19 protein-coding genes are annotated in these 21,825 nt (G+C 71.6%); 11 read left to right on the top strand and 8 right to left on the bottom strand.

The window, feature by feature from the left end; all coding sequences use genetic code 11:
* Nucleotides 1-28: 28 nt before the first annotated feature.
* Nucleotides 29-601 (bottom strand): adenylosuccinate lyase, encoded by a 573-nt coding sequence (locus ACZ4E1_RS29125; RefSeq protein ID WP_467544874.1) that lies wholly within the window; start codon nucleotides 599-601, stop codon nucleotides 29-31.
* Nucleotides 602-964: 363 nt separating this feature from the next.
* Here ACZ4E1_RS29125 and ACZ4E1_RS29130 point away from each other — a divergent pair, with 363 nt between their 5' ends.
* From ACZ4E1_RS29130 to pssA, 10 genes are all read left to right on the top strand, one after another.
* Entirely contained in the window at nucleotides 965-2,755 is a 1,791-nt protein-coding gene (locus ACZ4E1_RS29130; RefSeq protein WP_467544877.1) for a 3-hydroxyacyl-CoA dehydrogenase family protein, read from the top strand.
* Nucleotides 2,756-2,852: 97 nt separating this feature from the next.
* Nucleotides 2,853-3,680 (top strand): TetR family transcriptional regulator, encoded by an 828-nt coding sequence (locus tag ACZ4E1_RS29135; RefSeq protein ID WP_467544881.1) that lies wholly within the window; start codon nucleotides 2,853-2,855, stop codon nucleotides 3,678-3,680.
* A 60-nt stretch (nucleotides 3,681-3,740) separates the two neighbouring features.
* Nucleotides 3,741-4,376, top strand: a complete 636-nt coding sequence (locus ACZ4E1_RS29140) for a hypothetical protein (RefSeq protein ID WP_467544884.1) — start codon at nucleotides 3,741-3,743, stop codon at nucleotides 4,374-4,376.
* Between the two features lie 637 nt (nucleotides 4,377-5,013).
* Complete coding sequence (gene ccrA / locus ACZ4E1_RS29145; RefSeq protein WP_467544887.1) at nucleotides 5,014-6,351, top strand: crotonyl-CoA carboxylase/reductase; 1,338 nt, start codon at nucleotides 5,014-5,016, stop codon at nucleotides 6,349-6,351.
* Between the two features lie 22 nt (nucleotides 6,352-6,373).
* A complete protein-coding gene (locus ACZ4E1_RS29150) occupies nucleotides 6,374-8,422 on the top strand; it encodes a protein meaA (RefSeq protein WP_467544891.1) in 2,049 nt (682 codons plus the stop codon).
* Nucleotides 8,419-9,378, top strand: coding sequence for an HpcH/HpaI aldolase/citrate lyase family protein (locus ACZ4E1_RS29155; RefSeq protein ID WP_467544894.1), 960 nt, complete (start codon nucleotides 8,419-8,421; stop codon nucleotides 9,376-9,378). The genes ACZ4E1_RS29150 and ACZ4E1_RS29155 overlap by 4 nt, the downstream gene beginning before the upstream one ends.
* A gap of 5 nt (nucleotides 9,379-9,383) precedes the next feature.
* Entirely contained in the window at nucleotides 9,384-9,896 is a 513-nt protein-coding gene (locus tag ACZ4E1_RS29160) for a MaoC family dehydratase (RefSeq protein ID WP_467544898.1), read from the top strand.
* Nucleotides 9,893-11,098, top strand: a complete 1,206-nt coding sequence (locus ACZ4E1_RS29165; protein ID WP_188336052.1) for an acyl-CoA dehydrogenase family protein — start codon at nucleotides 9,893-9,895, stop codon at nucleotides 11,096-11,098. Before ACZ4E1_RS29160 ends, ACZ4E1_RS29165 begins: the two co-directional genes overlap by 4 nt.
* Before the next feature lie 184 nt (nucleotides 11,099-11,282).
* Complete coding sequence (locus ACZ4E1_RS29170; protein ID WP_188336053.1) at nucleotides 11,283-11,939, top strand: phosphatidylserine decarboxylase; 657 nt, start codon at nucleotides 11,283-11,285, stop codon at nucleotides 11,937-11,939.
* Between the two features lie 55 nt (nucleotides 11,940-11,994).
* The gene (gene pssA / locus ACZ4E1_RS29175) at nucleotides 11,995-12,777 is read left to right on the top strand and encodes a CDP-diacylglycerol--serine O-phosphatidyltransferase (RefSeq protein WP_188341220.1); all 783 of its coding nucleotides are present in this window, start codon (nucleotides 11,995-11,997) and stop codon (nucleotides 12,775-12,777) included.
* A gap of 267 nt (nucleotides 12,778-13,044) precedes the next feature.
* Here the strand turns inward: pssA and ACZ4E1_RS29180 are convergent, their stop codons facing one another.
* Complete coding sequence (locus ACZ4E1_RS29180) at nucleotides 13,045-14,196, bottom strand: glycerate kinase (RefSeq protein ID WP_467544903.1); 1,152 nt, start codon at nucleotides 14,194-14,196, stop codon at nucleotides 13,045-13,047.
* Between the two features lie 210 nt (nucleotides 14,197-14,406).
* Between ACZ4E1_RS29180 and ACZ4E1_RS29185 the strand changes: the two genes are divergently transcribed.
* Nucleotides 14,407-14,910 carry an NUDIX domain-containing protein gene (locus tag ACZ4E1_RS29185; RefSeq protein WP_467544906.1) on the top strand — a complete coding sequence of 168 codons (504 nt, stop codon included), beginning with the start codon at nucleotides 14,407-14,409 and terminating at the stop codon, nucleotides 14,908-14,910.
* A 9-nt stretch (nucleotides 14,911-14,919) separates the two neighbouring features.
* Here ACZ4E1_RS29185 and ACZ4E1_RS29190 read toward each other — a convergent pair whose 3' ends face one another.
* The 6 genes from ACZ4E1_RS29190 to ACZ4E1_RS29215 all read right to left on the bottom strand — a co-directional run bounded on the left by ACZ4E1_RS29190 (nucleotide 14,920) and on the right by ACZ4E1_RS29215 (nucleotide 21,815).
* Entirely contained in the window at nucleotides 14,920-15,411 is a 492-nt protein-coding gene (locus tag ACZ4E1_RS29190; protein ID WP_467544908.1) for a methylated-DNA--[protein]-cysteine S-methyltransferase, read from the bottom strand.
* Nucleotides 15,412-15,421: 10 nt separating this feature from the next.
* A complete protein-coding gene (locus ACZ4E1_RS29195) occupies nucleotides 15,422-16,888 on the bottom strand; it encodes an AlkA N-terminal domain-containing protein (protein ID WP_467544912.1) in 1,467 nt (488 codons plus the stop codon).
* Between the two features lie 79 nt (nucleotides 16,889-16,967).
* Complete coding sequence (locus ACZ4E1_RS29200) at nucleotides 16,968-17,501, bottom strand: O-acetyl-ADP-ribose deacetylase (RefSeq protein ID WP_467544915.1); 534 nt, start codon at nucleotides 17,499-17,501, stop codon at nucleotides 16,968-16,970.
* A complete protein-coding gene (locus ACZ4E1_RS29205; protein ID WP_467544918.1) occupies nucleotides 17,498-18,910 on the bottom strand; it encodes a phytoene desaturase family protein in 1,413 nt (470 codons plus the stop codon). The genes ACZ4E1_RS29200 and ACZ4E1_RS29205 overlap by 4 nt, the downstream gene beginning before the upstream one ends.
* Nucleotides 18,911-18,989: 79 nt before the next feature.
* Entirely contained in the window at nucleotides 18,990-19,853 is an 864-nt protein-coding gene (locus ACZ4E1_RS29210; protein ID WP_467544920.1) for an inositol monophosphatase family protein, read from the bottom strand.
* 111 nt (nucleotides 19,854-19,964) lie between these two features.
* Entirely contained in the window at nucleotides 19,965-21,815 is a 1,851-nt protein-coding gene (locus ACZ4E1_RS29215; protein ID WP_467544922.1) for a gamma-glutamyltransferase family protein, read from the bottom strand.
* Nucleotides 21,816-21,825 lie beyond the last annotated feature (10 nt).

The raw sequence follows: 21,825 nt of genomic DNA on the forward strand, positions 1-21,825 counted from the left end.
ACCGCTCCCCCTGCGCTCCCGGTCTCCGTCAGGAGGCCGGGAGCCGGGCCAGTGCCGCGGCCGCCGCCATCGCGAGCCGCGGCTGCGCGCTCGCCTCGGTCAGCACCTCACGGGCCCGGGGGTCGGCGAGACTGCCGAGGCCCTCGACGCAGGCGAGCGCCACCTTGCGGTACGGGTCGTGCGGGACCAGGCGCCGGCGCAGCGTGGTGATCAGGGCCGGGGCCGATTCGGGGGCGCGCAGCCGGGTCAGCAGCCGGATCGGGTGCAGGGCGTAGGCGACGCGCAGTTCGTTCGTGGCGAGGGCGGCGGCGGCCCGGGCGGTGCGCGGGTCGCGTAACGCGGCGAGGGCGTCGGCGGCGGCCGCGCAGCGGTCGGGATCGCGGTGGTTGAGCAGCAGGACGAGGGCCTCGAACGCGCGCCGGTCGCCCGCGAAGCCGAGCCGGTGAGCTGCCAGTTCCCGCGCCCACAGCGGCTGTTCGGGCGCGGTGAGCACCGCGGCCAGGGTGTCGCGGTCCTCGGTCGCGGCGAGCCGCTCGAAGGCGGGCGTCCCACCGGCTTCCTTCCGGATGCGTTCCGTCACCGTTCGCGACTCTTCGTCCATGGCGGCCAGAGTAGACGCGCCCGGCCTGCGGCGACATAGATCACAGCGAATGACCAACCGCGAGGACTGGCGCGCTCGTTACCCGGTGGTTAAGCTCAGTTGAGCGGGACACACCCTCCCGCAGCACCACTCCAGGCGGCCTGGTGACGCAGCCGCCCCGAGTGTCAGTCGGTTCGGTACCGCACTTCGCAGTACCAGCACTTCTTTTCTCAGTACGGCACGGCTCCGGGACAGGGCCGTCCGGTTCCGCCCCGCGACCCGCCCTGCACGGCCGGTCGCGCGGATCAACTCCCGTACGCCCTCCGCCTTTCCGGCGTCCGCGTACGACCCCTCAGTCGTCACCCTCACTCCTGGAGTTCCCGGATGGACGCTCCCCTGTCCCCTCTCTCGACGATCGCCGTCGTCGGTCTCGGCACGATGGGCACCGGCATCGCCGAGGTGCTCGCCCGCGCCGGCCGCGAGGTCATCGGCATCGACATCAGCGAGGCCGCCACCGGGCAGGCCGTCGCCGCCCTGGAGGCCTCGACGGCGCGTGCGGTGCGCCGCGAGCACCTCACCGAGCAGCAGCGGGCGGACCTGCTCGCCCGCTTCCGCACGTTCACCGATCTGCAGGCCGCGGCCGAGGCGGACCTGGTCATCGAGGTCGTGCCCGAGTCGTACGAGATCAAGCAGCAGGTCTTCCGGGACCTGGACGCGATCGTGCGGCCCGAGACGATCATCGCGACGGGCACCAACGCGCTGTCCGTGACCCGGCTCGCCGCCGACTCGGCCCGCCCCGAGCGCGTGCTCGGCCTGCACTTCTTCAACCCGGCGCCCGCGATGAAGCTCGTCGAGGTCGTCTCCAGCGTGCTGACCGCGCCGACCGCGGTCACCGCCGTCACGGAGCTCGCCGTCGAGCTGGGCAAGGAGCCCGTCGCGGTCGGCGACCGGCCCGGTTTCGTCGCGGACGGTCTGCTCTTCGGCTACCTCAACCAGGCCGCCGCGATGTACGAGGCCAAGTACGCCTCCCGCGAGGACATCGACGCCGCGATGAAGCTCGGCTGCGGTCTGCCGATGGGCCCGCTGGAACTGCTCGACCTGATCGGCATCGACACCGCGCGCACCGTCCTGGACGCGATGTACGCCGAGTCCCGCGACCGGCTGCACGCGCCCGCGCCGATCCTCAAGCAGCTCGCCGAGGCGGGCCTGACCGGCCGCAAGGCGGGCCGCGGCTTCTACTCGTACGAGGCGCCGGGCAGCGAGGTCGTCGTGCGGGACGCGCTGACACCGCTGACCGACGCGGACGCGGCGCCCACCCGCACGGTGCGCTCCGTCGGTGTCGCCGGCTCCGGGACGATGGCCTCCGGCATCGTCGAGGTGTTCGCGAAGGCCGGCTACGACGTCGTCCTCGCCGCGCGCAGCGAGGAGAAGGCCGAGACGGCAAAGGCCCGGATCGCCAAGTCGCTCCAGCGTTCCGTCGGCCGGGGCCGGATGACCGCCGAGGCCGCGGAGCAGACGCTCGCGCGGATCACGCCGGCCGGCACCTACGAGGCCTTCGCCGATGTCGACCTGGCCCTCGAGGCCGTCGCCGAGGACCTGGAGATCAAGCAGCAGCTGTTCGCCACGTTCGACAAGGTCTGCAAGCCGGGGGCGATCCTGGCGACGACCACCTCGTCGCTGCCCGTCGTCGCCTGCGCCCGCGCCACGTCGCGGCCTCAGGACGTGATCGGCATGCACTTCTTCAACCCGGCCCCGGCGATGAAGCTCGTCGAGGTCGTGCGCACGGTCCTGACCGGGGACGACGTGCACGCGACCGTCCGCGACCTCACGCTGAAGGTCCGCAAGCACCCGGTGGACTGCGGGGACCGCGCCGGCTTCATCGTGAACGCTTTGCTGTTCCCGTACCTGAACAACGCGATCAAGATGGTGCAGGAGCACTACGCGACGCTGGACGACATCGACGCCGCGATGAAGCTCGGCGGCGGCTACCCGATGGGTCCGTTCGAACTGCTCGACGTGGTGGGCCTGGACGTCTCCCTGGCCATCGAGAAGGTGCTGCACCGCGAGTTCCGCGACCCGGGGCTCGCTCCGGCGCCGCTCCTGGAGCACCTGGTGGCCGCGGGCTGCCTCGGCCGCAAGACGGGCCGTGGCTTCCGCGAATATGCCCGGCGCTGAGTCGGGGACGGGAGCCGCTTCGGACGTGGGTGCGGACTGGGGCGGGCTGCTCGGGGAACCGGGCGGCCCGCTGACCGGGGAGCGTCTGGGAACGTACATGCAGTACGTTCGGGTCATGCCCAAGGCCGATCAGACCTCCCGTACCCCAGCTCAGCCCGACGCTCCGGCGGAGATGAGCGCCGCGGGCAGCCGCGCCGCCGCCCAGCGGCTCAAGATGCGCCGGGAGCTCGCGGCGGCGGCGATGGAGCTGTTCTCCACCAAGGGGTACGAGGCGACGACGGTCGACGAGATCGCCGCCGCGGCGGGCGTCGCGCGGCGCACCTTCTTCCGGCACTTCCGCTCCAAGGAAGAGGCGATCTTCCCGGACCACGACGACACGCTCGTGCGCGCGGAGGCGGTGCTCAACGCGGCGCCGCCGCACGAGCACCCGCTCGACACGGTCTGCCGGGGCATCAAGGAAGTCATGAAGATGTACGCGTCGTCGCCGACGGTCGCCGTCGAGCGGTACCGGCTGACGCGTGAGGTGCCGACGCTGCGCGAGGCGGAGATCGCCTCGGTGGCCCGGTACGAGCGCCTCTTCACCCGGTACCTCCTCGGTCACTTCGACGAGCAGGCTCACCACGACGGCAACGACGATCCGCTGCTCGCGGAGGTCGCCGCGTCGGCCGTCGTGACGGCGCACAACCACGTGCTGCGGCGGTGGCTGCGGGCGGGCGGGCAGGGCGATGTCGAGACGCAGCTCGACCACGCCTTCGCGATCGTGCGCCGCACCTTCGGCACGGGCATCGGCGCGGGCCGCACCCCCGCCTCGCCGCCGCCGGCCCAGGTCTCGACCTCTGGAGAGGTCCTGGTCACGGTGGCCCGCACGGACGCGCCTCTCTCCGAGATCATGCACACGATCGAAGAGGCCCTGCACAACCGCTGAACCCGGCCCCGGAGGCCGTCCGGCCTCCGGGGGCACGGACCGAGCGAGGACGAGGGACCGATGGAGACCGAGCCGAGGCCCGCCCGGCAGCGCCAGGCCGCCGCTCTCGCTCTGTGGCGGTGGCGTGCGCCGCTCGTTCTGATCGAACCGGACGCGGAGTGGGGCCTCGACCGCTCCGTGCTGGAGTCACTGTTCCGGCTGGCCGCGTCGCCTCCCGGCGAGCGGTCGGACCGCGCCTACCGGGACGCCGTCGCCGAGCTGCGTACGGCCCCGCTCTTCACGTCCGAGGTCGACCCGGACACGGTCCAGCTCGTCCAGCTGGAGACCATCGACAACCTCCTGACCTTCGCCGCACTGCTGGACACCCCCGGTGAGGACGAGGCCGACCGCGTGCTCGAAACCTCGGCCGGCCTGGCGCGCCACCTCGACGGCCTCGTCGAGGACTCCCTCCACCCCCACCCTTCGGCGGGGGCCCACCGCGCGTACCTGACCTCTCTGACGGACCCGGCGCCCGGGGGCTACTTCGCCTCCCGTCACTCCACCGTGGAAACGGCCTGCCACGGCGCCCTGGAGTCCCTCCCCGACTCCACCGGCCTGACCGACTCGCCCACGGGCCGCGGACTGCTCGCGCTCTGCGAGCACTTCGGCGAAGAGCTCGCCACCACGCTCCGCTGGCTCCGCACGACGGGCTACTAGCGACGGGCGATCCGTCGCGAACCCGGGGGCGCGGCGTTCGCCCGGCGACACAACAGCCCGGCGGCCCCGAACCGACCCCGGCACGGCGGACGCCCGGCGACGGAACAGGCTCGGCCGCCGGCGGCCCCACCCCACCAGGCCGCCCCGTCACCCCATCAGCAGAACCCCCCGTGTCGCCCCACACCCCCACTGGCACGCAGTGCCACACATTCCGCCCCTCCGGCACTCCTCCCCACCCCACCCCCACCACCCGTGATCGATCATCGATCCCTTTCAGGGCACGGAAACCCCTTCTGACCACGGATGATCGATCATCGCTCAGTTGGAGCCAAAAGATTTCAGCTGAGCGAAATTGATGGCACGCAGTGCCTTGTGCACCGTCACGGCGTGCCATACGTTGAAGGTGTCCGGGCGGCCGGCGTGCAGAGAACTTCCGTACGCCGGCTGTCCCCGCAAGCCTCGACCGACCGTGGCTCGCGCGCCCGGACGCCTGCGTCACAGGCAACCTTCCGCGCCACACCAAGCGCTGCCAGAGCACCATCCGCCGAACCGACGGCACCGCACCACCACCCGCAGCAGCCCCCTACCGACCCCGACTCAGCGTTCCCCTCAGACGCTCATCGCCGGAGGCACCACCGTGAAGGAAATCCTGGACGCGATTCAGTCGCAGACCGCCACGTCTGCCGACTTCGCCGCCCTGCCACTGCCCGACTCGTACCGCGCGGTCACCGTGCACAAGGACGAGCAGGACATGTTCGCGGGGCTCAGCAGCCGCGACAAGGACCCGCGCAAGTCGCTGCACCTGGACGACGTCCCGGTCCCCGAGCTGGGCCCGGGCGAGGCGCTCGTCGCCGTCATGGCCTCCTCCGTGAACTACAACTCGGTGTGGACCTCGATCTTCGAGCCGATGTCGACCTTCGGGTTCCTGGAGCGCTACGGCCGGCTCAGCGAGCTGACGAAGCGCCACGACCTGCCGTACCACATCATCGGCTCCGACCTGGCGGGCGTCGTCCTGCGCACCGGCCCGGGCGTCAACGCCTGGAACCCGGGCGACGAGGTCGTCGCGCACTGCCTCAGCGTCGAGCTGGAGTCCTCGGACGGCCACAACGACACGATGCTCGACCCCGAGCAGCGCATCTGGGGCTTCGAGACCAACTTCGGCGGCCTGGCCGAGATCGCCCTGGTCAAGTCGAACCAGCTGATGCCGAAGCCGGACCACCTGAGCTGGGAGGAGGCCGCGGCCCCGGGCCTGGTGAACTCCACCGCCTACCGCCAGCTGGTCTCGCGCAACGGCGCCGGCATGAAGCAGGGCGACAACGTCCTGATCTGGGGCGCGAGCGGCGGCCTCGGCTCGTACGCCACCCAGTTCGCGCTGGCCGGCGGCGCCAACCCGATCTGTGTCGTCTCCTCCCCCGAGAAGGCCGACATCTGCCGGGCCATGGGCGCCGAGGCGGTCATCGACCGCAACGCCGAGGGCTACAAGTTCTGGAAGAACGAGCACGAGCAGGACCCGCGCGAGTGGAAGCGCTTCGGCAAGCGCATCCGCGAGCTCACCGGCGGCGAGGACGTCGACATCGTCTTCGAGCACCCGGGCCGCGAGACCTTCGGCGCCTCCGTCTACGTCACCCGCAAGGGCGGCACCATCGTCACCTGCGCGTCGACGTCCGGCTACAACCACGAGTACGACAACCGCTACCTGTGGATGTCGCTGAAGCGGATCATCGGCTCGCACTTCGCCAACTACCGCGAGGCCTGGGAGGCGAACCGCCTCATCGCCAAGGGCAAGATCCACCCCACCCTGTCGAAGGTCTACTCCCTGGAGGAGACCGGCCAGGCCGCCTACGACGTGCACCGCAACCTCCACCAGGGCAAGGTCGGCGTCCTCGCGCTGGCCCCCGAGGAGGGTCTGGGCGTCCGCGACCACGAGAAGCGCGCCCAGCACATCGACGCCATCAACCGCTTCCGCAACATCTGATTCCCCGGGGGAGCAAGAGCAGATGACTGAGCGTCAGAAGGACCGGCCGTGGCTCATGCGCACGTACGCCGGTCACTCCACGGCGGAAGCGTCCAACGAGCTGTACCGGCGCAACCTCGCCAAGGGCCAGACGGGTCTGTCGGTCGCCTTCGACCTGCCGACCCAGACCGGCTACGACCCGGATCACGTCCTCGCCCGCGGCGAGGTCGGCCGGGTCGGCGTCCCGGTCTCGCATCTCGGTGACATGCGACGGCTGTTCCAGGACATCCCCCTGGAGCAGATGAACACCTCGATGACCATCAACGCCACCGCCATGTGGCTTCTGGCGCTCTACCAGGTCGTCGCGGAGGAGCAGGGCGCGGACATCGCGACGCTCCAGGGCACGACGCAGAACGACATCGTCAAGGAGTACCTGTCGCGGGGCACCCACGTGTTCCCGCCCGGGCCCTCCCTGCGTCTGACGACCGACATGATCACCTACACGGTGGCCCACATCCCCAAGTGGAACCCGATCAACATCTGCTCGTACCACCTCCAGGAGGCGGGGGCCACACCGGTCCAGGAGATCGCGTACGCGATGTCCACCGCCATCGCTGTTCTCGATGCCGTACGCGACTCAGGGCAGGTCCCCGAGGAGAAGTTCGGGGACGTCGTGGCCCGCATCTCCTTCTTTGTGAACGCGGGAGTCCGCTTCATCGAGGAGATGTGCAAGATGCGGGCGTTCGGGCGGATCTGGGACCAGATCACGCGCGAGCGGTACGGCATCGAGAACGCGAAGCAGCGCCGGTTCCGCTACGGCGTGCAGGTCAACTCCCTCGGCCTGACCGAGGCCCAGCCGGAGAACAACGTCCAGCGCATCGTCCTGGAGATGCTGGCCGTCACCCTCTCCAAGGACGCGCGCGCCCGCGCCGTCCAGCTGCCGGCCTGGAACGAGGCCCTGGGCCTGCCGCGGCCGTGGGACCAGCAGTGGTCGCTGCGCATCCAGCAGGTCCTCGCCCACGAGAGCGATCTGCTGGAGTACGAGGACATCTTCGCGGGCTCGCACGTCATCGAGAAGAAGGTCGACGAGCTCGTCGCGGAGTGCCTCGCCGAGATCGACCGGATCCAGGAGATGGGCGGCGCGATGGCCGCCGTCGAGTCCGGCTACCTCAAGTCGCAGCTCGTCTCCTCGCACGCCGAGCGGCGCGCCCGCATCGAGGCCGGTGACGAGAAGATCGTCGGCGTGAACATCTACGAGTCGACCGAGCCGAACCCGCTCACGGCCGACCTGGACGCCGCGATCATGACCGTCGACCACGCCGTCGAGGCGAAGGTCGTCCGGGCCATCGGCGAGTGGAAGACCACCCGTCAGGAGTCCTCCGACCGCCAGGGCATGGGCGACCCGTTCCACTACCCGACCACCGGTCAGGCCCTGGAGCGCCTCAAGGAGGCCGCGGCCGGCACCGAGAACCTGATGGAGGCCACGCTGGAGTGCGCCCGCGCGGGTGTCACGACCGGCGAGTGGGCCGGCGCGCTGCGCGAGGTCTTCGGCGAGTTCCGCGCCCCCACCGGCGTCTCGTCCGCCCCGGTCGCGGTGACCGCCGAGGCGGGCACCCCGCTCGCCGAGGTCCGCGAGAAGGTCCGCCGCACCGGCGAGGAGCTCGGCGGCAAGCTGCGCCTCCTGGTCGGCAAGCCGGGCCTGGACGGGCACTCCAACGGCGCCGAGCAGATCGCCGTGCGGGCCCGCGACGCCGGGTTCGAGGTGGTCTACCAGGGCATCCGGCTCACCCCCGAACAGATCGTGTCCGCCGCGCTCGCCGAGGACGTGCACTGCGTCGGCCTGTCGATCCTCTCCGGGTCGCACGCCGAGCTGGTGCCCGACGTCCTGGACCGGATGCGCGAGGCGGGCGCCACCGACGTCCCCGTGATCGTCGGCGGCATCATCCCCAACGCCGACGCCGAGGACCTGAAGCGGGCGGGAGTGGCCGCCGTCTTCACCCCCAAGGACTTCGGCATCACCGAGATCATCGGCCGTATCGTCGACGAGATCCGGAAAGCGAACCAGCTCGACCCTCTGGAGGTCCCCGCATGACTGTGAACCGTCTCCGTCCGCGCCGCTCCTGCCTCGCGGTGCCCGGAAGCAACCCCCGCTTCCTGGAGAAGGCCCAGGGTCTCGCCGCCGACCAGGTCTTCCTCGACCTGGAGGACGCCTGCGCCCCGCTCGCGAAGCCGGACGCCCGGCACACCATCGTCAAGTTCCTGAACGAGGGTGACTGGACGGGCAAGACGCGCGTCGTGCGGGTCAACGACTGGACCACCGAGTGGACCTACCGCGACGTCGTCACGGTCGTCGAGGGCGCGGGCCAGAACCTCGACTGCATCATGCTCCCGAAGGTGCAGACGGCCGACCAGGTCGTCGCCCTGGACCTGCTGCTGACCCAGATCGAGAAGACGATGGGCTTCGAGGTCGGCAAGATCGGCATCGAGGCGCAGATCGAGAACGCGCAGGGCCTCAACAACGTCAACGCGATCGCGGAGGCCTCGCCCCGCCTCGAGACGATCATCTTCGGCCCGGCCGACTTCATGGCGTCCATCAACATGAAGTCCCTGGTCGTCGGCGAGCAGCCGCCCGGCTACGGCGCCGACGCCTACCACTACATCCTGATGAAGATCCTGATGGCCGCCCGCGCCAACGACCTCCAGGCGATCGACGGCCCCTACCTGCAGATCCGCAACGTGGACGGCTACCGCGAGGTCGCCCGGCGCGCCGCCGCGCTCGGCTTCGACGGCAAGTGGGTGCTGCACCCCGGTCAGGTCGAGGCGTCGAACGAGATCTTCTCGCCCTCGCAGGAGGACTTCGACCACGCCGAGCTGATCCTGGACGCGTACGACTACTACACGTCCGAGGCCGGCGGCAAGAAGGGCTCGGCCATGCTCGGCGACGAGATGATCGACGAGGCCTCCCGCAAGATGGCCCTGGTCATCTCGGGCAAGGGCCGCGCGGCCGGCATGCAGCGCACCAGCAAGTTCGAGGCCCCGGAGGCGTAAGACACATGCAGTTCGGCCGCACCTACGAAGAGTTCACCGTCGGGGACGTCTACAAGCACTGGCCCGGGAAGACGGTCACCGAGTACGACGACCACCTCTTCTGTCTCCTGACGATGAACCACCACCCCCTCCACATGGACACGAACTATGCGGAGAAGACGACGGACTTCGGCAAGAACGTCGTCGTCGGCAACTACATCTACTCCCTGCTGCTCGGCATGTCCGTCCCGGACGTCTCCGGCAAGGCGATCGCCAACCTGGAGATCGAGTCGCTCAAGCACGTGGCGCCGACCTTCCACGGCGACACCATCTACGGCGAGACCACGGTCCTCGACAAGACCCCGTCGAGGTCGAAGAACGACCGCGGCATCGTCTACGTGGAGACCAAGGGCTACAAGCAGGACGGCACGCTCGTGTGCGTCTTCCGCCGCAAGGTGATGGTGCCCACCGAGACGTACATCAAGGAGCGCGGCGGCGAGCAGCCCGGCCGCCCGGACCTTCAGGAGAAGCAGAAGTGAGCCGACTCGCCCAGACCCACGGCCTGACGGATGTGCAGCGAGAGATCCTGTCCACCGTCCGGGACTTCGTGGACAAGGAGATCATCCCCGTCGCGACGGAGCTGGAGCACCGCGACGAGTACCCGCAGCAGATCGTCGACGGGCTCAAGGAACTGGGTCTGTTCGGTCTCATGATCCCCGAGGAGTACGGGGGTCTGGGCGAGTCGCTGCTGACGTACGCCCTGTGCGTGGAGGAGATCGCGCGCGGCTGGATGTCGGTCTCCGGCATCATCAACACGCACTTCATCGTGGCGTACATGCTCAAGCAGCACGGCACGCAGGAGCAGAAGGAGTACTTCCTTCCGCGGATGGCGCTCGGCGAGGTGCGTGGCGCGTTCTCGATGTCCGAGCCGGCGCTCGGCTCCGACGTCTCGGCGATCTCGTCGAAGGCGGTCAAGGACGGCGACGAGTACGTCCTGAACGGTCAGAAGATGTGGCTGACCAACGGCGGAACGTCAACGCTCGTGGCGGTTCTCACACGAAGTGACGAAGGACACCCCGAGGGCACGGCCCCGCACAAGTCGATGACGACCTTCCTCGTGGAGAAGGAGCCCGGTTTCGGTGAGGTCCGTCCCGGACTCACGATCCCCGGGAAGATCGACAAGATGGGTTACAAGGGCGTCGACACCACCGAGCTGGTGATGGACGACCTGCGCATTCCGGCCAATCGTGTGCTCGGCGGCGAGACCGGCCGAGGATTTTACCAAATGATGGACGGCGTCGAGGTCGGCCGCGTGAATGTCGCGGCGCGTGGCTGCGGTGTCGCGCAGCGTGCCTTCGAACTGGGTGTCTCGTATGCCCAGCAGCGCCACACTTTCGGCAAGGCGATCGCCCAGCACCAGGCCATCCAGTTCAAGCTGGCCGAGATGGCTACCAAGGTCGAGGCCGCGCATGCGATGATGGTGAATGCAGCACGCAAAAAGGACTCCGGGGAACGAAACGATCTCGAAGCGGGAATGGCCAAGTACCTGGCCTCCGAATACTGCAAGGAAGTCGTGGAGGACGCGTTCCGGATCCATGGTGGATACGGCTTCTCGAAGGAGTACGAGATCGAGCGTCTCTACCGTGAGGCTCCGATGCTGCTGATCGGCGAAGGTACCGCCGAAATCCAGAAAATGATCATTGGTCGTCGACTGCTCGAAGAGTATCGGTTCCAGGGCTGAGCCTGGGCGTGATGTCCGGTTACGGGGTGTTTTCTTCGCAAGGAAGATCACACCCCGTCAACACTCTTCGGCCGCCGACTCGGCTTCCTGGCTTGCCCAGTTGTGGCTCGCAACCGATAGCATCCCCGGAAAAGCCGCCGTCCCCCCGTAACCAGCGCGGCCTCATCCGCTACGAAGGTCATCCATGCCCCACAGCCAAACCTCTGCACCACGCGACGGCTTCCTCGGTGGTCGCCTTGCGCGCGGAGCATCGCCGTGGCTCCTTCCGACCGTCGCCACGGCCGCCCTGAGCCTGGCCCGTTCGCGTCGGTCCAAGAAGGCCGCAGCACTCGCCGTCCCGACCACCGCTCTGGCGGCCGGCATGCTGTGGTTCTTCCGCGACCCCGAGCGCGAGATCGCCTCCGGCCGGGTCATCTCCCCGGCCGACGGCGTGGTGCAGAGCATCATGCCGTGGAAGGACGGCCGCACCCGCGTCGCGATCTTCATGAGCCCGCTGAACGTCCACGTGAACCGCGCGCCGCTCTCCGGCACCGTGACCTCCGTCGAGCACATCCCCGGCGGATTCGTCCCGGCGTTCAACAAGGAGAGCGAGAACAACGAGCGCGTCGTCTGGCACTTCGACACCGAGCTCGGTGACATCGAGATGATCCAGATCGCCGGCGCCGTCGCCCGCCGCATCGTGCCCTACATCCCCCAGGGCACGAAGGTCGAGCAGGGCGAGCGCATCGGTCTGATCCGGTTCGGCTCGCGCGTGGACATCTACCTGCCCGAGGGCGTCGAGGTCGACGTCGAGGTCGGGCAGAAGACGGTGGCTGGGGTGACTCGCATTGACCGTGACTGATCCCGAGACCCAGGCCTGGGCCTCCGACGCCGACGGCGCCGACGAGGCGGAGGAGATGCCGCTCTCCCTGCGTCTGTCGATAGCGGACACGCTCACGCTCGGCAACGCCACGTGCGGCTTCATGGCGGTCTACTTCACGACGACCGGCATCCTGATCCCGCACATCCAGGGCAGCAACGACTCCGGCATGGCGCGGCACTCCGCCGCGACCGCCGTGATCCTGATGCTGGCCGCCGCGATCTTCGACCTGTTCGACGGTCTGGTGGCCCGCAAGCTGCGTTCGTCGCCGATGGGCGCGGAGCTGGACAACCTCTCCGACCTCATCAGCTTCGGGCTCGCGCCCGCCTACTTCGTGCTCGTCTACGGCATGGTCGCCGACGACGCGCACCAGAGAGTGGCCGCGGTCGGAGCGATCGTGGTGCTCCTGGCGGTGGTGCTGAGACTCGCGCGGTTCTCCTGCGTGACCGTGAAGGACGGCACGTTCCAGGGCATGCCGTCGCCGTTCGGCGCGCTGACCGTCGTCTCGATCGTTCTGCTGGAGCTGCCCTTCGTGGCGACGCTCCTGGCGATCATCGGCACGGCGTGGCTGATGGTGAGCCGGGTCGAGTACCCGAAGCCGCGGGGCCGCACGGCGGTCGCGATGCTGTCGTGGATCGTCCTGAGCATGGCTCTGCTGGCCGCGTGGGCCTTCGACGCCCCCGGGGGCCAGCTGCTCCTCCAGACGGGCTGTGCGCTCCAGCTGGTGCTCGGAGCGGTCATTCCGCTGTTCGCCACGGCTCGCCGCGTGAACAACTTCCGCGACAACCGTCGCGAGGCGCGTGCCGCGCAGCTTCCGTAGTTCGCCGGGTACGCAATTTTGAAGGGCCCCGAACCTTTGAGGTTCGGGGCCCTTCGTCATGCGTTCGGCGTGCGGCCCGGTGGGGGCTGGTCGCGCAGTTCCCCGCGCCCCTGAGATGCACACCCTTCGGGCGGCATCTCCCCGATGAGGCGCAGCCTCATCAGGGGCGCGGGGCTGTATCTATAGCGGCTTCGCCGCGGGGCGCGAGAAGCCCCACCGGGCCGCACTCGGTGACGGACCGGCGGAGCTACGGCGCGTGGCCGGGCCTCAGCTCAAGAAGTCCCGCGCGATGCGCTCCGCCACGTCCTCCAGGATGGGCCCCGCCTCGGCGATGCAGCGAGCCACATCCGGCTCGAGATCCGTCAGCGCGTAGGCCCGGCGAATCCCGGCCCGCCCGAGCGCCTCCGGCGGAAGCGCCAGCCGCCCGCACACCGCGACGACCTCGACCCCGGCCGCCCGGGCCGCCGCCGCGACACCCGCCGGCGCCTTCCCGTGCAGGGTCTGCTCGTCCAGCGACCCCTCACCGGTGATCACCAGCGTCGCCCTCGCGAGCGCGGGCGCGAACCCGAGGACGTCGAGCATGACCTCGATGCCGGGCCGGAAGCTCGCGCCGAGGCCGACCAGCGCCCCGTACCCGATGCCGCCGGCGGCACCCGCCCCCGGCGACGCCGCGTACTCGAGCGCGGCGGGCCCGACGGACTCGCCGAGCACCTTCGCGAAGTGGTCCAGGGCGGCGTCGAGCTCAGCCACGTCCTCGGGCGTCGCGCCCTTCTGCGGGCCGTACACCGCGGGCGCGCCCTTGGGGCCCGTCAGCGGGTTGTCCACGTCGCTGGCGAGCACGATCTCGACGTCGGCGAGGCGCGGGTCGAGGCCCGACAGGTCGGCCGAGGCCAGCGTCGCCAGCGGACCGCCGCCGGGCGCGACCGGGTTGCCCGACGCGTCCAGGAAACGGGCGCCGAGCGCGGCGAGCATGCCCGCGCCGCCGTCGGTCGTGGCGCTGCCGCCGACGCCGAAGACGATGCTGCGCGCGCCCGCGTCGAGCGCGGCCAGGAGGACCTCGCCGGATCCGTACGTGGTCGACGTCAGCGGGGCGAAGACGCCCTCGGGCAGGAGCTGGAGGCCGGAGGCCTCCGCCATCTCGACGACCGCGGTGCCCTCGCGCAGCGCGTACGCCGCCGTGACCTTCTCGCCGAGCGGCCCGGTCACCTCGACCTCACGGCGCTCGAAGCCCGCCGCGACGGCCGCCGCGACGGTCCCGTCGCCGCCGTCCGCGACCGGCACCGACTCGACCTCGACGTCGGGCGCGATCCGGCGCAGTCCCGCCGTCACACGCTGTGCGACCTGCACCGCGGTCAGCGAGCCCTTGAACTTGTCCGCCGCGATCAACACGTGCCGCGCGGCCTGTGCAGCGTCCGCCACCTTGCTCTCCCCTTGCTGTTCGGGCCTTGCTCGAAACAAGGCAGTCGCGCCGCTGCGACCTTAACCTCAGGAGGGCCTCCCTGCCCATGGTCGTCCGCCTCGCGGGACGCCCTCGCGCCCGAATACATCCGGACATGTGCGTGGACAGTAGGGCGTCCGGACCTGCGAAACGATCGATCAAGTGGCCTCGCGCTCGCTAGGCTGGGCCGGATGAGCACCCTGGACTACGCCACGTACATCGCCGGACTCCCCCGTGTCCTGGTCGGCGCCGCCGCGCTGTTCCGGGACGAGCGCGGGCACGTCCTGGTGGTCGAGCCGAACTACCGGGAGGGCTGGGCGCTGCCCGGCGGCACCGTGGAGTCGGACGACGGGGAGACGCCCCGGCAGGGCGCCCGGCGCGAGACGCTGGAGGAGATCGGGCTCGACGTGGACCTCGGGCGGCTGCTCGTCGTGGACTGGGTGCCGGGCCCGGGACGGCCGCCGATCGTGGCCTACGTCTACGACGGCGGGGTGCTGGACAGCGGGCGGATCGCCGCGATCCGGCTCCAGGAGGAGGAACTGCTGTCGTGGCGCTTCGTCCCCCACGACGAGCTGGGCAGCTACCTCCTGGGGACGCTGCACGGCCGGGTGAGCACCGCCCTGGACGTCCTCTCCTCCGGCTCCGGCACCGTCGAGCTGGAGAGCGGGCGGCCCGTCGGCGACCACCGGAGGTGAGGTCGTCTTCTAGAACAGGGCGGTGCCGCGCTCGAAGTCGAGCAGGCGGCGCTTGCGGCTCAGGCCGCCGCCGTAGCCGGTGAGGCTGCCGTCCGCGCCGACCACGCGGTGGCAGGGCACGATGACGCCGACCGGGTTCTTCCCGTTGGCGAGGCCGACCGCGCGGGAGGCCCCCGGATTGCCGAGCTCCTCCGCGAGCTCGCCGTAGGTGCGGGTCTCGCCGTACGGGATCTGCCGCAGTCGCTCCCACACGGACCGCTGGAACGGGGTGCCGTGCAGGTCGAGCGGCAGGTCGAACTCCGTCAACTCGCCCTGGAAGTAGGCCTCCAGCTGCTCGACGACGGCGCCGAACGGCCGGTCGTCACGCTCGCCGAAGGTCTCCTCGGCGGGGCGGTGGCGCTGGCCGGTCATGTAGAGGCCGGACAGGACGCCGTCGGTGGCGACGAGGGTGAACGGTTCGTACGGGGTGTCGATGACGGTGTGCTGTCTGCTCTGTTCCATGATGTTCGCCTTACGCGGGCAGGAAGTTGATCGGGTGGTCGTCGGTGGCCCAGAGGTACTGGGTCGCGTAGGCGCGCCAGGGCCGCCAGGCCGCCGCCCTCGCGGTGAGCGCGGCCGGGGTGTGCGGCAGGCCCAGCGCCTGGGCGGCGCGGCGCATGCCGAGGTCGGTGGGCAGGAAGGCGTCGGGGTCGCCGAGGGCCCGCATGGCGACGGCCTCGATGGTCCAGGGGCCGAAGCCCGGCAGGGCGGCGAGCGCGGCCCGCGCCTCGTCCCAGTCCGACTCGGGGCCCAACGTGAGCCCTCCGTCGGCCAGTTCCCGTACGAGCGTCAGCAGGGTGGTGCGACGGGTGCCGGGCAGCGCGAGGGACTCCGGGTCGAGGGAGGCGAGGGCGTCGGGGGTCGGGAAGAGGTGCGTGAGGCCGCCCTCGGGGTCCTCGACGGGGTCTCCGTGGGCGCGGACGAGCCGGGCCGCGTGGGTGCGGGCGGCGGCCGTGGACACCTGCTGCCCGAGCACGGCGCGCACCGCGAACTCCGCCTCGTCGACGGTGCGGGGCACGCGGCGTCCCGGCGCCTTGTCGACGAGCGGGGCGAGCAGCGGGTCGGCGCGCAGCTGGTCGTCGACGGCCACGGGGTCGGCGTCGAGGTCGAGCAGGCGGCGGCAGCGGCTGATGGCGACGGTGAGGTCGCGCTGGTCGGTGAGGATCAGCCGGCAGCCGATGTGCTCGGGTCCGGGGGTCAGCGCCACGATCCCGTACCCGTACGGGAGCCGCAGCGTGCGCCGGTACGCCCCGTCGCGCCACTCCTCGACGCCGGGCACGGCGGTGGCGGCGAGGTGGCCGAAGAGGTTGTCGGGATTCAGTGGGGTGCGGAACGGCAGGCGCAGGGTGATGGCCCCGGGCGCCCCCGTCCTCGCGCGCGGTGCCCGGTCGCGCAGTGCGCTCGGCGACAGGGCGAAGACCTCGCGGACCGTGTCGTTGAACGAGCGGATGGAGGCGAACCCGGCGGCGAAGGCGATGTCGGCCATCGCAAGACCTGTCGTCTCGATCAGCAGCCGCGCCGTCTGGGCGCGCTGGGCGCGGGCCAGGGCGAGCGGGCCCGCGCCCAGCTCGGCGCGGAGCTGGCGCTCGACCTGGCGCTCGCTGTAGCGCAGCCGGCGCGCGAGGCCGGGCACGCCCTCGCGGTCCACGACGCCGTCGCCGATGAGCCGCATGGCGCGGGCGGTGAGGTCCGCGCGCCGGTTCCACTCGGGCGAGCCCGGGGTCGAGTCGGGCCGGCAGCGCTTGCAGGCCCGGAACCCGGCCTGCTGGCAGGCGGCGGCACTCGGGTAGAACGTCATGTTCCGGGGCCGGGGCGGAACGGCGGGGCAGCCCGGCCGGCAGTAGATCCGGGTCGTCACGACGGCGGTGAAGAACACCCCGTCGAACCGGCTGTCCTTGGCCTGCACGGCCCGCACGCACCGCTCGGTATCGGTGTACATGCCTCAAGCATCGGTCACGGAAGAAGCGCGCCGCTGGCGAAATTCCGACATGTACGTGAGCACGGGGCAGGGCCGCCGGTCACTCCACATACGCCGAGAACGCCTCGAACGCCCGCTCGTCGAAGACCACGAACCGGACCTCGTCCAGGCCCGCCCTTCCGGCCCCCACGAACGCCCGGACCGCCGCGACGGCGACCCGCGCCCCGTCCTCCAGCGGCCACCCGTAGATGCCGGTGGAGATCGCCGGGAACGCGACGCTGCGCGCCCCCAGCTCCCCGGCCACCCGCAACGACTCCCGGTAGCAGGACTCCAGCACCGCGCTCCGGTCCTCCGAGGCGGACCAGCGGGGCCCGACCGTGTGGATGACCCAGCGGGCCGGCAGCCGCCCGGCCGTGGTCGCGACGGCCCGACCGGCCGGCAGCCCCTTGCCGTAGTGCGAGGCCCGCAGCGCGCGGCAGTCCGCGAGGATCTCCGGCCCGCCCTTGCGGTGGATCGCCCCGTCGACGCCACCACCCCCGAGCAGCGAGGAGTTGGCCGCGTTGACGACCGCGTCGACCTCCTGCTCGGTGATGTCGCCCCGCACGAGCGTGATCCGTGTGTCGCGTGTGTTCATGACCGGTCCCTCAGTCTCCGCCAGACGGCCTTCGCCGCGTTGTGCCCCGACATGCCGTGCACGCCCGGACCGGGCGGCGTGGACGACGAGCAGATGAAGACCGCCGGGTGCGGGGTCGTGTACGGGGAGAGGGACAGTTTGGGCCGCAGGAGGACCTGGAGCCCGGCCGCGGCCCCGGCGGCGATGTCCCCGCCCACATAGTTCGCGTTGCGCGCGGCGAGCTCGGGCGGCCCCATGGTCGCGCGGGCCAGCACGAGATCCCGGAACCCGGGTGCGAACCGCTCCAGTTGACGCTCGATCGCGTCGGTCAGATCCCCGTCCCACCCGTTCGGCACGTGCCCGTACGCCCAGAACGTGTGCTTGCCCTCGGGCGCCCGTGTCGGGTCGGCGAGGCTGGACTGCACGGTGATGAGGAACGGCGTCTCGGGCGCCCGCTCCCCGCCGGAGGCCTCCCGCAGCGCCCGCCCGATGTCGGAGCGGTACGGGCCGACCTGGACCGTGCCGGCGGATCGGGCCTCCTTCGCGGCCCACGGCACGGGCCCGTCGAGCGCGTAGTCCACCTTGAACACGCTGGCCCCGTAGCGGAACCGGTCGTAGTAGCGGCCGAGCCCCGCGATGCGGGCGAGGGCGGTCGGCGAGGTGTCGAAGACGTAGGCGCGGGCGGGCGGCAGGTCGTCGAGCCGCTTGACCTCGTAGCCGGTGTGGATCTCGCCGCCGAGGTCCTTCAGGTACCCGGCGAGCGCGTCGGAGACGGCCTGGGAGCCGCCGCGGGCGACGGGCCAGCCGCGGGCGTGCGCGGCGAGGGCGAAGACGAGGCCGATGCCGCCGGTGGCGAGGCCGTTCAGCGGGGCGATGGTGTGCGCGGCGAGGCCGGAGAAGAGGGCGGGCGCTCGCTCGTCGCGGAAGCGCCGCATGAGCCAGGTCGCGGGCAGCAGTCCGTTCACCCCGAAGCGCGCGAGGCCGACGGGGTCGCGGGGCAGCGAACTCAGCGGCAGCGACATGAAGTCCCGTACGAGGGTGTCCCAGCGGTGCAGGAGCGGCTCGATCAGGCGGCGGTACGTGCCCGCGTCGCGCGGCCCGAAGGAGGCGGCGGTCTCGGCGACGGAGCGGGACAGGACGGCCGCGGTGCCGTCGGGGAACGGATGGGCCATGGGCAGGTCGGCGTGCACCCACTCCAGGCCGTACCGGTCCAGCGGCATCGCCCTGAACGCCGGGGAGTTGATGCCGAGGGGATGGGCGGCCGAGCAGGGGTCGTGGCGGAAGCCGGGCAGCGTCAGCTCCTCGGTGCGGGCTCCGCCGCCGATCGCGTCCCGCGCCTCGAACAGGGCCACGGAGAAGCCTCTCCTGGCCAGTTCGACGGCAGCGGTCAGCCCGTTCGGCCCCGCACCCACCACGACGGCATCGAACATCGACGGCACCTTCGGGCTCCTTCGTCAGGCGACGGCCACTGCCCGCCCAGGATATGCCGGGGTGCCGACAGTGCCGGGGTCAGGCCCCGGCCGACAGCGCCTGCGCCACGCGCCGCGCGGTGGCGGCGTCCCGGGCGGCCGTGAAGGGCAGCACATTGCCCCCGGTCACGGCGAAGGGGACGCCCGCGCCGGTGAGGTGGGCGCCGCCCGCCTCCTCGACGAGGAGCAGCCCCGCGGCGTGGTCCCAGGCGAGCTCCCAGCTGAACGCCGTGGCGTCCAGCGCTCCGCGGGCGACCGCGAGGTACTCCAGGCCGGCCGAGCCGCACGGGCGTGGTGCGAAGCCGTCCGCGCGCAGGCCGAGCAGGGCGCGCTTCTGGTCGTCCGTCGTGTAGTCGGGGTGCGAGGTGGCGATGCGCAGGTCCTCGCCGGGGGCCGGGGAGCCGGAGACGAGCAGCTCGCCGTCGAGCCGGGCGCCGCGGCCGCGGACGGCGACGGCCATCTCGCCGAGCGCCGGCGCGTACGTCCACGAGGCGAGGACGACGCCGTCGAGCGCGAGGGCGACGAGGGTGCAGAAGCCGGGGTCGCCGTGGACGAACTGGCGGGTGCCGTCGACGGGGTCGACGATCCAGACGGGGGCGGAGCCGCGCAGCGCCTCGTATGTCGTCGGGTCGGCGGCGACGGCCTCCTCGCCGACCACGACGGAGCCGGGGAGCAGGGCGGGCAGCTCGCGGGTGAGGTACTCCTCGGCGCGCTTGTCCGCGACGGTGACGAGGTCGTGCGGGGCGCTCTTCTGCTCGATCTCGTGCGCGGCGAGCTGCCGGAAGCGCGGGGTGATCTCGGCGGCGGCCGCGGCGCGGACGATCCGCTCGACGTCCGTGACGAGCCGGTCGGTGACATGGCGGGACAGAAAGTCGTCGATGCTTTCCGTGATGGTTTCGATCATGCGTCCATGAGAACACGCCCCACTGACATCGCGTTCCCGCGGGGTGAACGGGCGGTGGAATCGCCTTGAAATCGCGGCTCCACCGCCGTCCCGTGCACGGGGTCGTCGGGGTCAGCGGCCGACGGCGTAGCCCTGCATGCCGCGGGGGTTCGCCGCGGCCGACAGGACGCCGGTGCGCGGGTCGCGGGCCACGGCGCACAGCCGGCCTTCCGACCAGGCGTCCCCGACGGTCACGTCGTGGCCGCGCCGGCGCAGCTCGGCGACGACGTCCTCGTTCATGCGCGACTCGACGGTGACGGATCCGGGCCGCATGCCGCGCGGGAAGAAGGAACCGGGGAAGGCGTCGGTGTGCCAGTTCGGGGCGTCGATCGCGCCCTGGAGGTCGAGTCCGCCGCGCACGCGGTCGCGCAGCGCCACCGCGAGGAAGAAGTGCACCTGCCACTGGTCCTGCTGGTCGCCGCCGGGCGTGCCGAACGCCATGACGGGGACGCCGTCATTGAGCGCGAGGGAGGGGGTGAGCGTGGTGCGGGGGCGGCGGCCCGGGGTGAGGGAGTTCGGCAGGCCCTCCTCCAGCCAGGTCATCTGGAGCCGGGTGCCGAGCGGGAAGCCGAGCTCGGGCACGACGGGGTTGGACTGGAGCCAGCCGCCGGACGGGGTCGCGGCGACCATGTTGCCCCAGCGGTCGACGATGTCGAGGTGGCAGGTGTCGCCGCGGGTCAGTCCGTCCTCGCGCACGTCGGGATCGCCCGGCACCGGGGACGTGGGGCGCTTGGCGACCGTCGGCTCGCCCGCGCCCGCGACGCCCAGCGCGTCGAACTCGTCCGCTCCGGAGGCCACCGCGAGGGCGTGCGCGCTCAGCCGCGGCTCCTCCCCCAGCGGGCTGCCCGGCCGCAGTTCGTACGAGGCCTTCTCGGGGTCGACCAGGGCGCGGCGGGCGGCGTTGTAGGCGTCCGAGAGGAGCGCGTCGACCGGGACCTCGGCGGCGTCCCCGTACCAGGCCTCGCGGTCGGCCATGGCGAGCTTGCAGCCCTCGACGAGGAGGTGGACCCAGTCGGCGGAGCCGTAGGCGGGCAGCTCGGGCGGGAGCAGGGCGAGCTGCTGGAGGAAGGCCGGGCCCTGGCTCCAGCCGGCGGCCTTGCACAGGGTCCAGCCGCGCCAGTCGTAGGTGGCGGGCGCCTCGTAGGTCGCCTCCCAGGAGGCGAGGTCGGCGGCGGTGAGGGTGCCGGTGTGGCGGGCGCCGCTGGTGTCCAGGGTGGGGCGGCCCGCCTGCCGGACCAGGGCCTCGGCGATGAAGCCCTCGCGCCAGACGCGGCGGGCGGCCTCGATCCGCGCCTCGCGTCCGGCGCCGCCCGCCTCCTCCTCGGCCTCTTCTACGAGGCGCTGCCAGGTGGCGGCGAGCTGCGGGTTGCGCAGCAGCTCACCGGGGCGCGGGGCCTCGCCGTCGACGAGGTAGATCTCGGCGGACGACGGCCATGCGGTCTCGAAGAGCTCGCGCACCGTCTCGACGGTCTCGCCGACCCGCTCGACGGGGGCGTGGCCGTCGCGCGCGTACCCGATCGCGTAGGAGAGGACGTCGGCGAGCTCCATGGTGCCGTGGTCGCGCAGGAGCAGCATCCAGGCGTCGAAGGCGCCGGGGACGGCGGCGGCGAGGGGGCCGGTGCCGGGGACCAGGTCGAGGCCCAGCTCGTCGCGGTAGTGGGCGACGGTGGCGCCGGCCGGGGCGACTCCCTGTCCGCACAGCACGCGGACCTCGCCGCCGGCCGGGGCGAGGATGATCGGCACCTCGCCCGCGGGCCCGTTCAGGTGCGGCTCGACGACGTGCAACACGAAGCCCGCGGCGACCGCCGCGTCGTAGGCGTTGCCCCCGCGCTCCAGGACCGCCATCGCGGACTGGGAGGCGAGGTAGTGCGTGGAGGACACCATGCCGAAGGTGCCCTGCAGGGTCGGCCGGGTCGTGAACATATGGGCTCTC

The sequence above is a fragment of the Streptomyces sp. NPDC025806 genome (assembly GCF_055558275.1).

Excerpts from the sequence above, each read along its gene's own strand:
- ACZ4E1_RS29190 (WP_467544908.1), bottom strand. The coding sequence starts at position 15,411 with ATGGAACAGAGCAGACAGCACACCGTCATCGACACCCCGTACGAACCG.
- ACZ4E1_RS29160 (WP_467544898.1), top strand. The coding sequence starts at position 9,384 with ATGCAGTTCGGCCGCACCTACGAAGAGTTCACCGTCGGGGACGTCTAC.
- ACZ4E1_RS29130 (WP_467544877.1), top strand. The coding sequence starts at position 965 with ATGGACGCTCCCCTGTCCCCTCTCTCGACGATCGCCGTCGTCGGTCTC.
- ACZ4E1_RS29170 (WP_188336053.1), top strand. The coding sequence starts at position 11,283 with ATGCCCCACAGCCAAACCTCTGCACCACGCGACGGCTTCCTCGGTGGT.
- ACZ4E1_RS29200 (WP_467544915.1), bottom strand. The coding sequence starts at position 17,501 with ATGAACACACGCGACACACGGATCACGCTCGTGCGGGGCGACATCACC.
- ACZ4E1_RS29210 (WP_467544920.1), bottom strand. The coding sequence starts at position 19,853 with ATGATCGAAACCATCACGGAAAGCATCGACGACTTTCTGTCCCGCCAT.
- ACZ4E1_RS29195 (WP_467544912.1), bottom strand. The coding sequence starts at position 16,888 with ATGTACACCGATACCGAGCGGTGCGTGCGGGCCGTGCAGGCCAAGGAC.
- ACZ4E1_RS29205 (WP_467544918.1), bottom strand. The coding sequence starts at position 18,910 with ATGTTCGATGCCGTCGTGGTGGGTGCGGGGCCGAACGGGCTGACCGCT.
- pssA (WP_188341220.1), top strand. The coding sequence starts at position 11,995 with ATGCCGCTCTCCCTGCGTCTGTCGATAGCGGACACGCTCACGCTCGGC.
- ACZ4E1_RS29155 (WP_467544894.1), top strand. The coding sequence starts at position 8,419 with ATGACTGTGAACCGTCTCCGTCCGCGCCGCTCCTGCCTCGCGGTGCCC.
- ACZ4E1_RS29215 (WP_467544922.1), bottom strand. The coding sequence starts at position 21,815 with ATGTTCACGACCCGGCCGACCCTGCAGGGCACCTTCGGCATGGTGTCC.
- ACZ4E1_RS29140 (WP_467544884.1), top strand. The coding sequence starts at position 3,741 with ATGGAGACCGAGCCGAGGCCCGCCCGGCAGCGCCAGGCCGCCGCTCTC.
- ACZ4E1_RS29125 (WP_467544874.1), bottom strand. The coding sequence starts at position 601 with ATGGACGAAGAGTCGCGAACGGTGACGGAACGCATCCGGAAGGAAGCC.
- ACZ4E1_RS29150 (WP_467544891.1), top strand. The coding sequence starts at position 6,374 with ATGACTGAGCGTCAGAAGGACCGGCCGTGGCTCATGCGCACGTACGCC.
- ACZ4E1_RS29185 (WP_467544906.1), top strand. The coding sequence starts at position 14,407 with ATGAGCACCCTGGACTACGCCACGTACATCGCCGGACTCCCCCGTGTC.
- ACZ4E1_RS29135 (WP_467544881.1), top strand. The coding sequence starts at position 2,853 with ATGCAGTACGTTCGGGTCATGCCCAAGGCCGATCAGACCTCCCGTACC.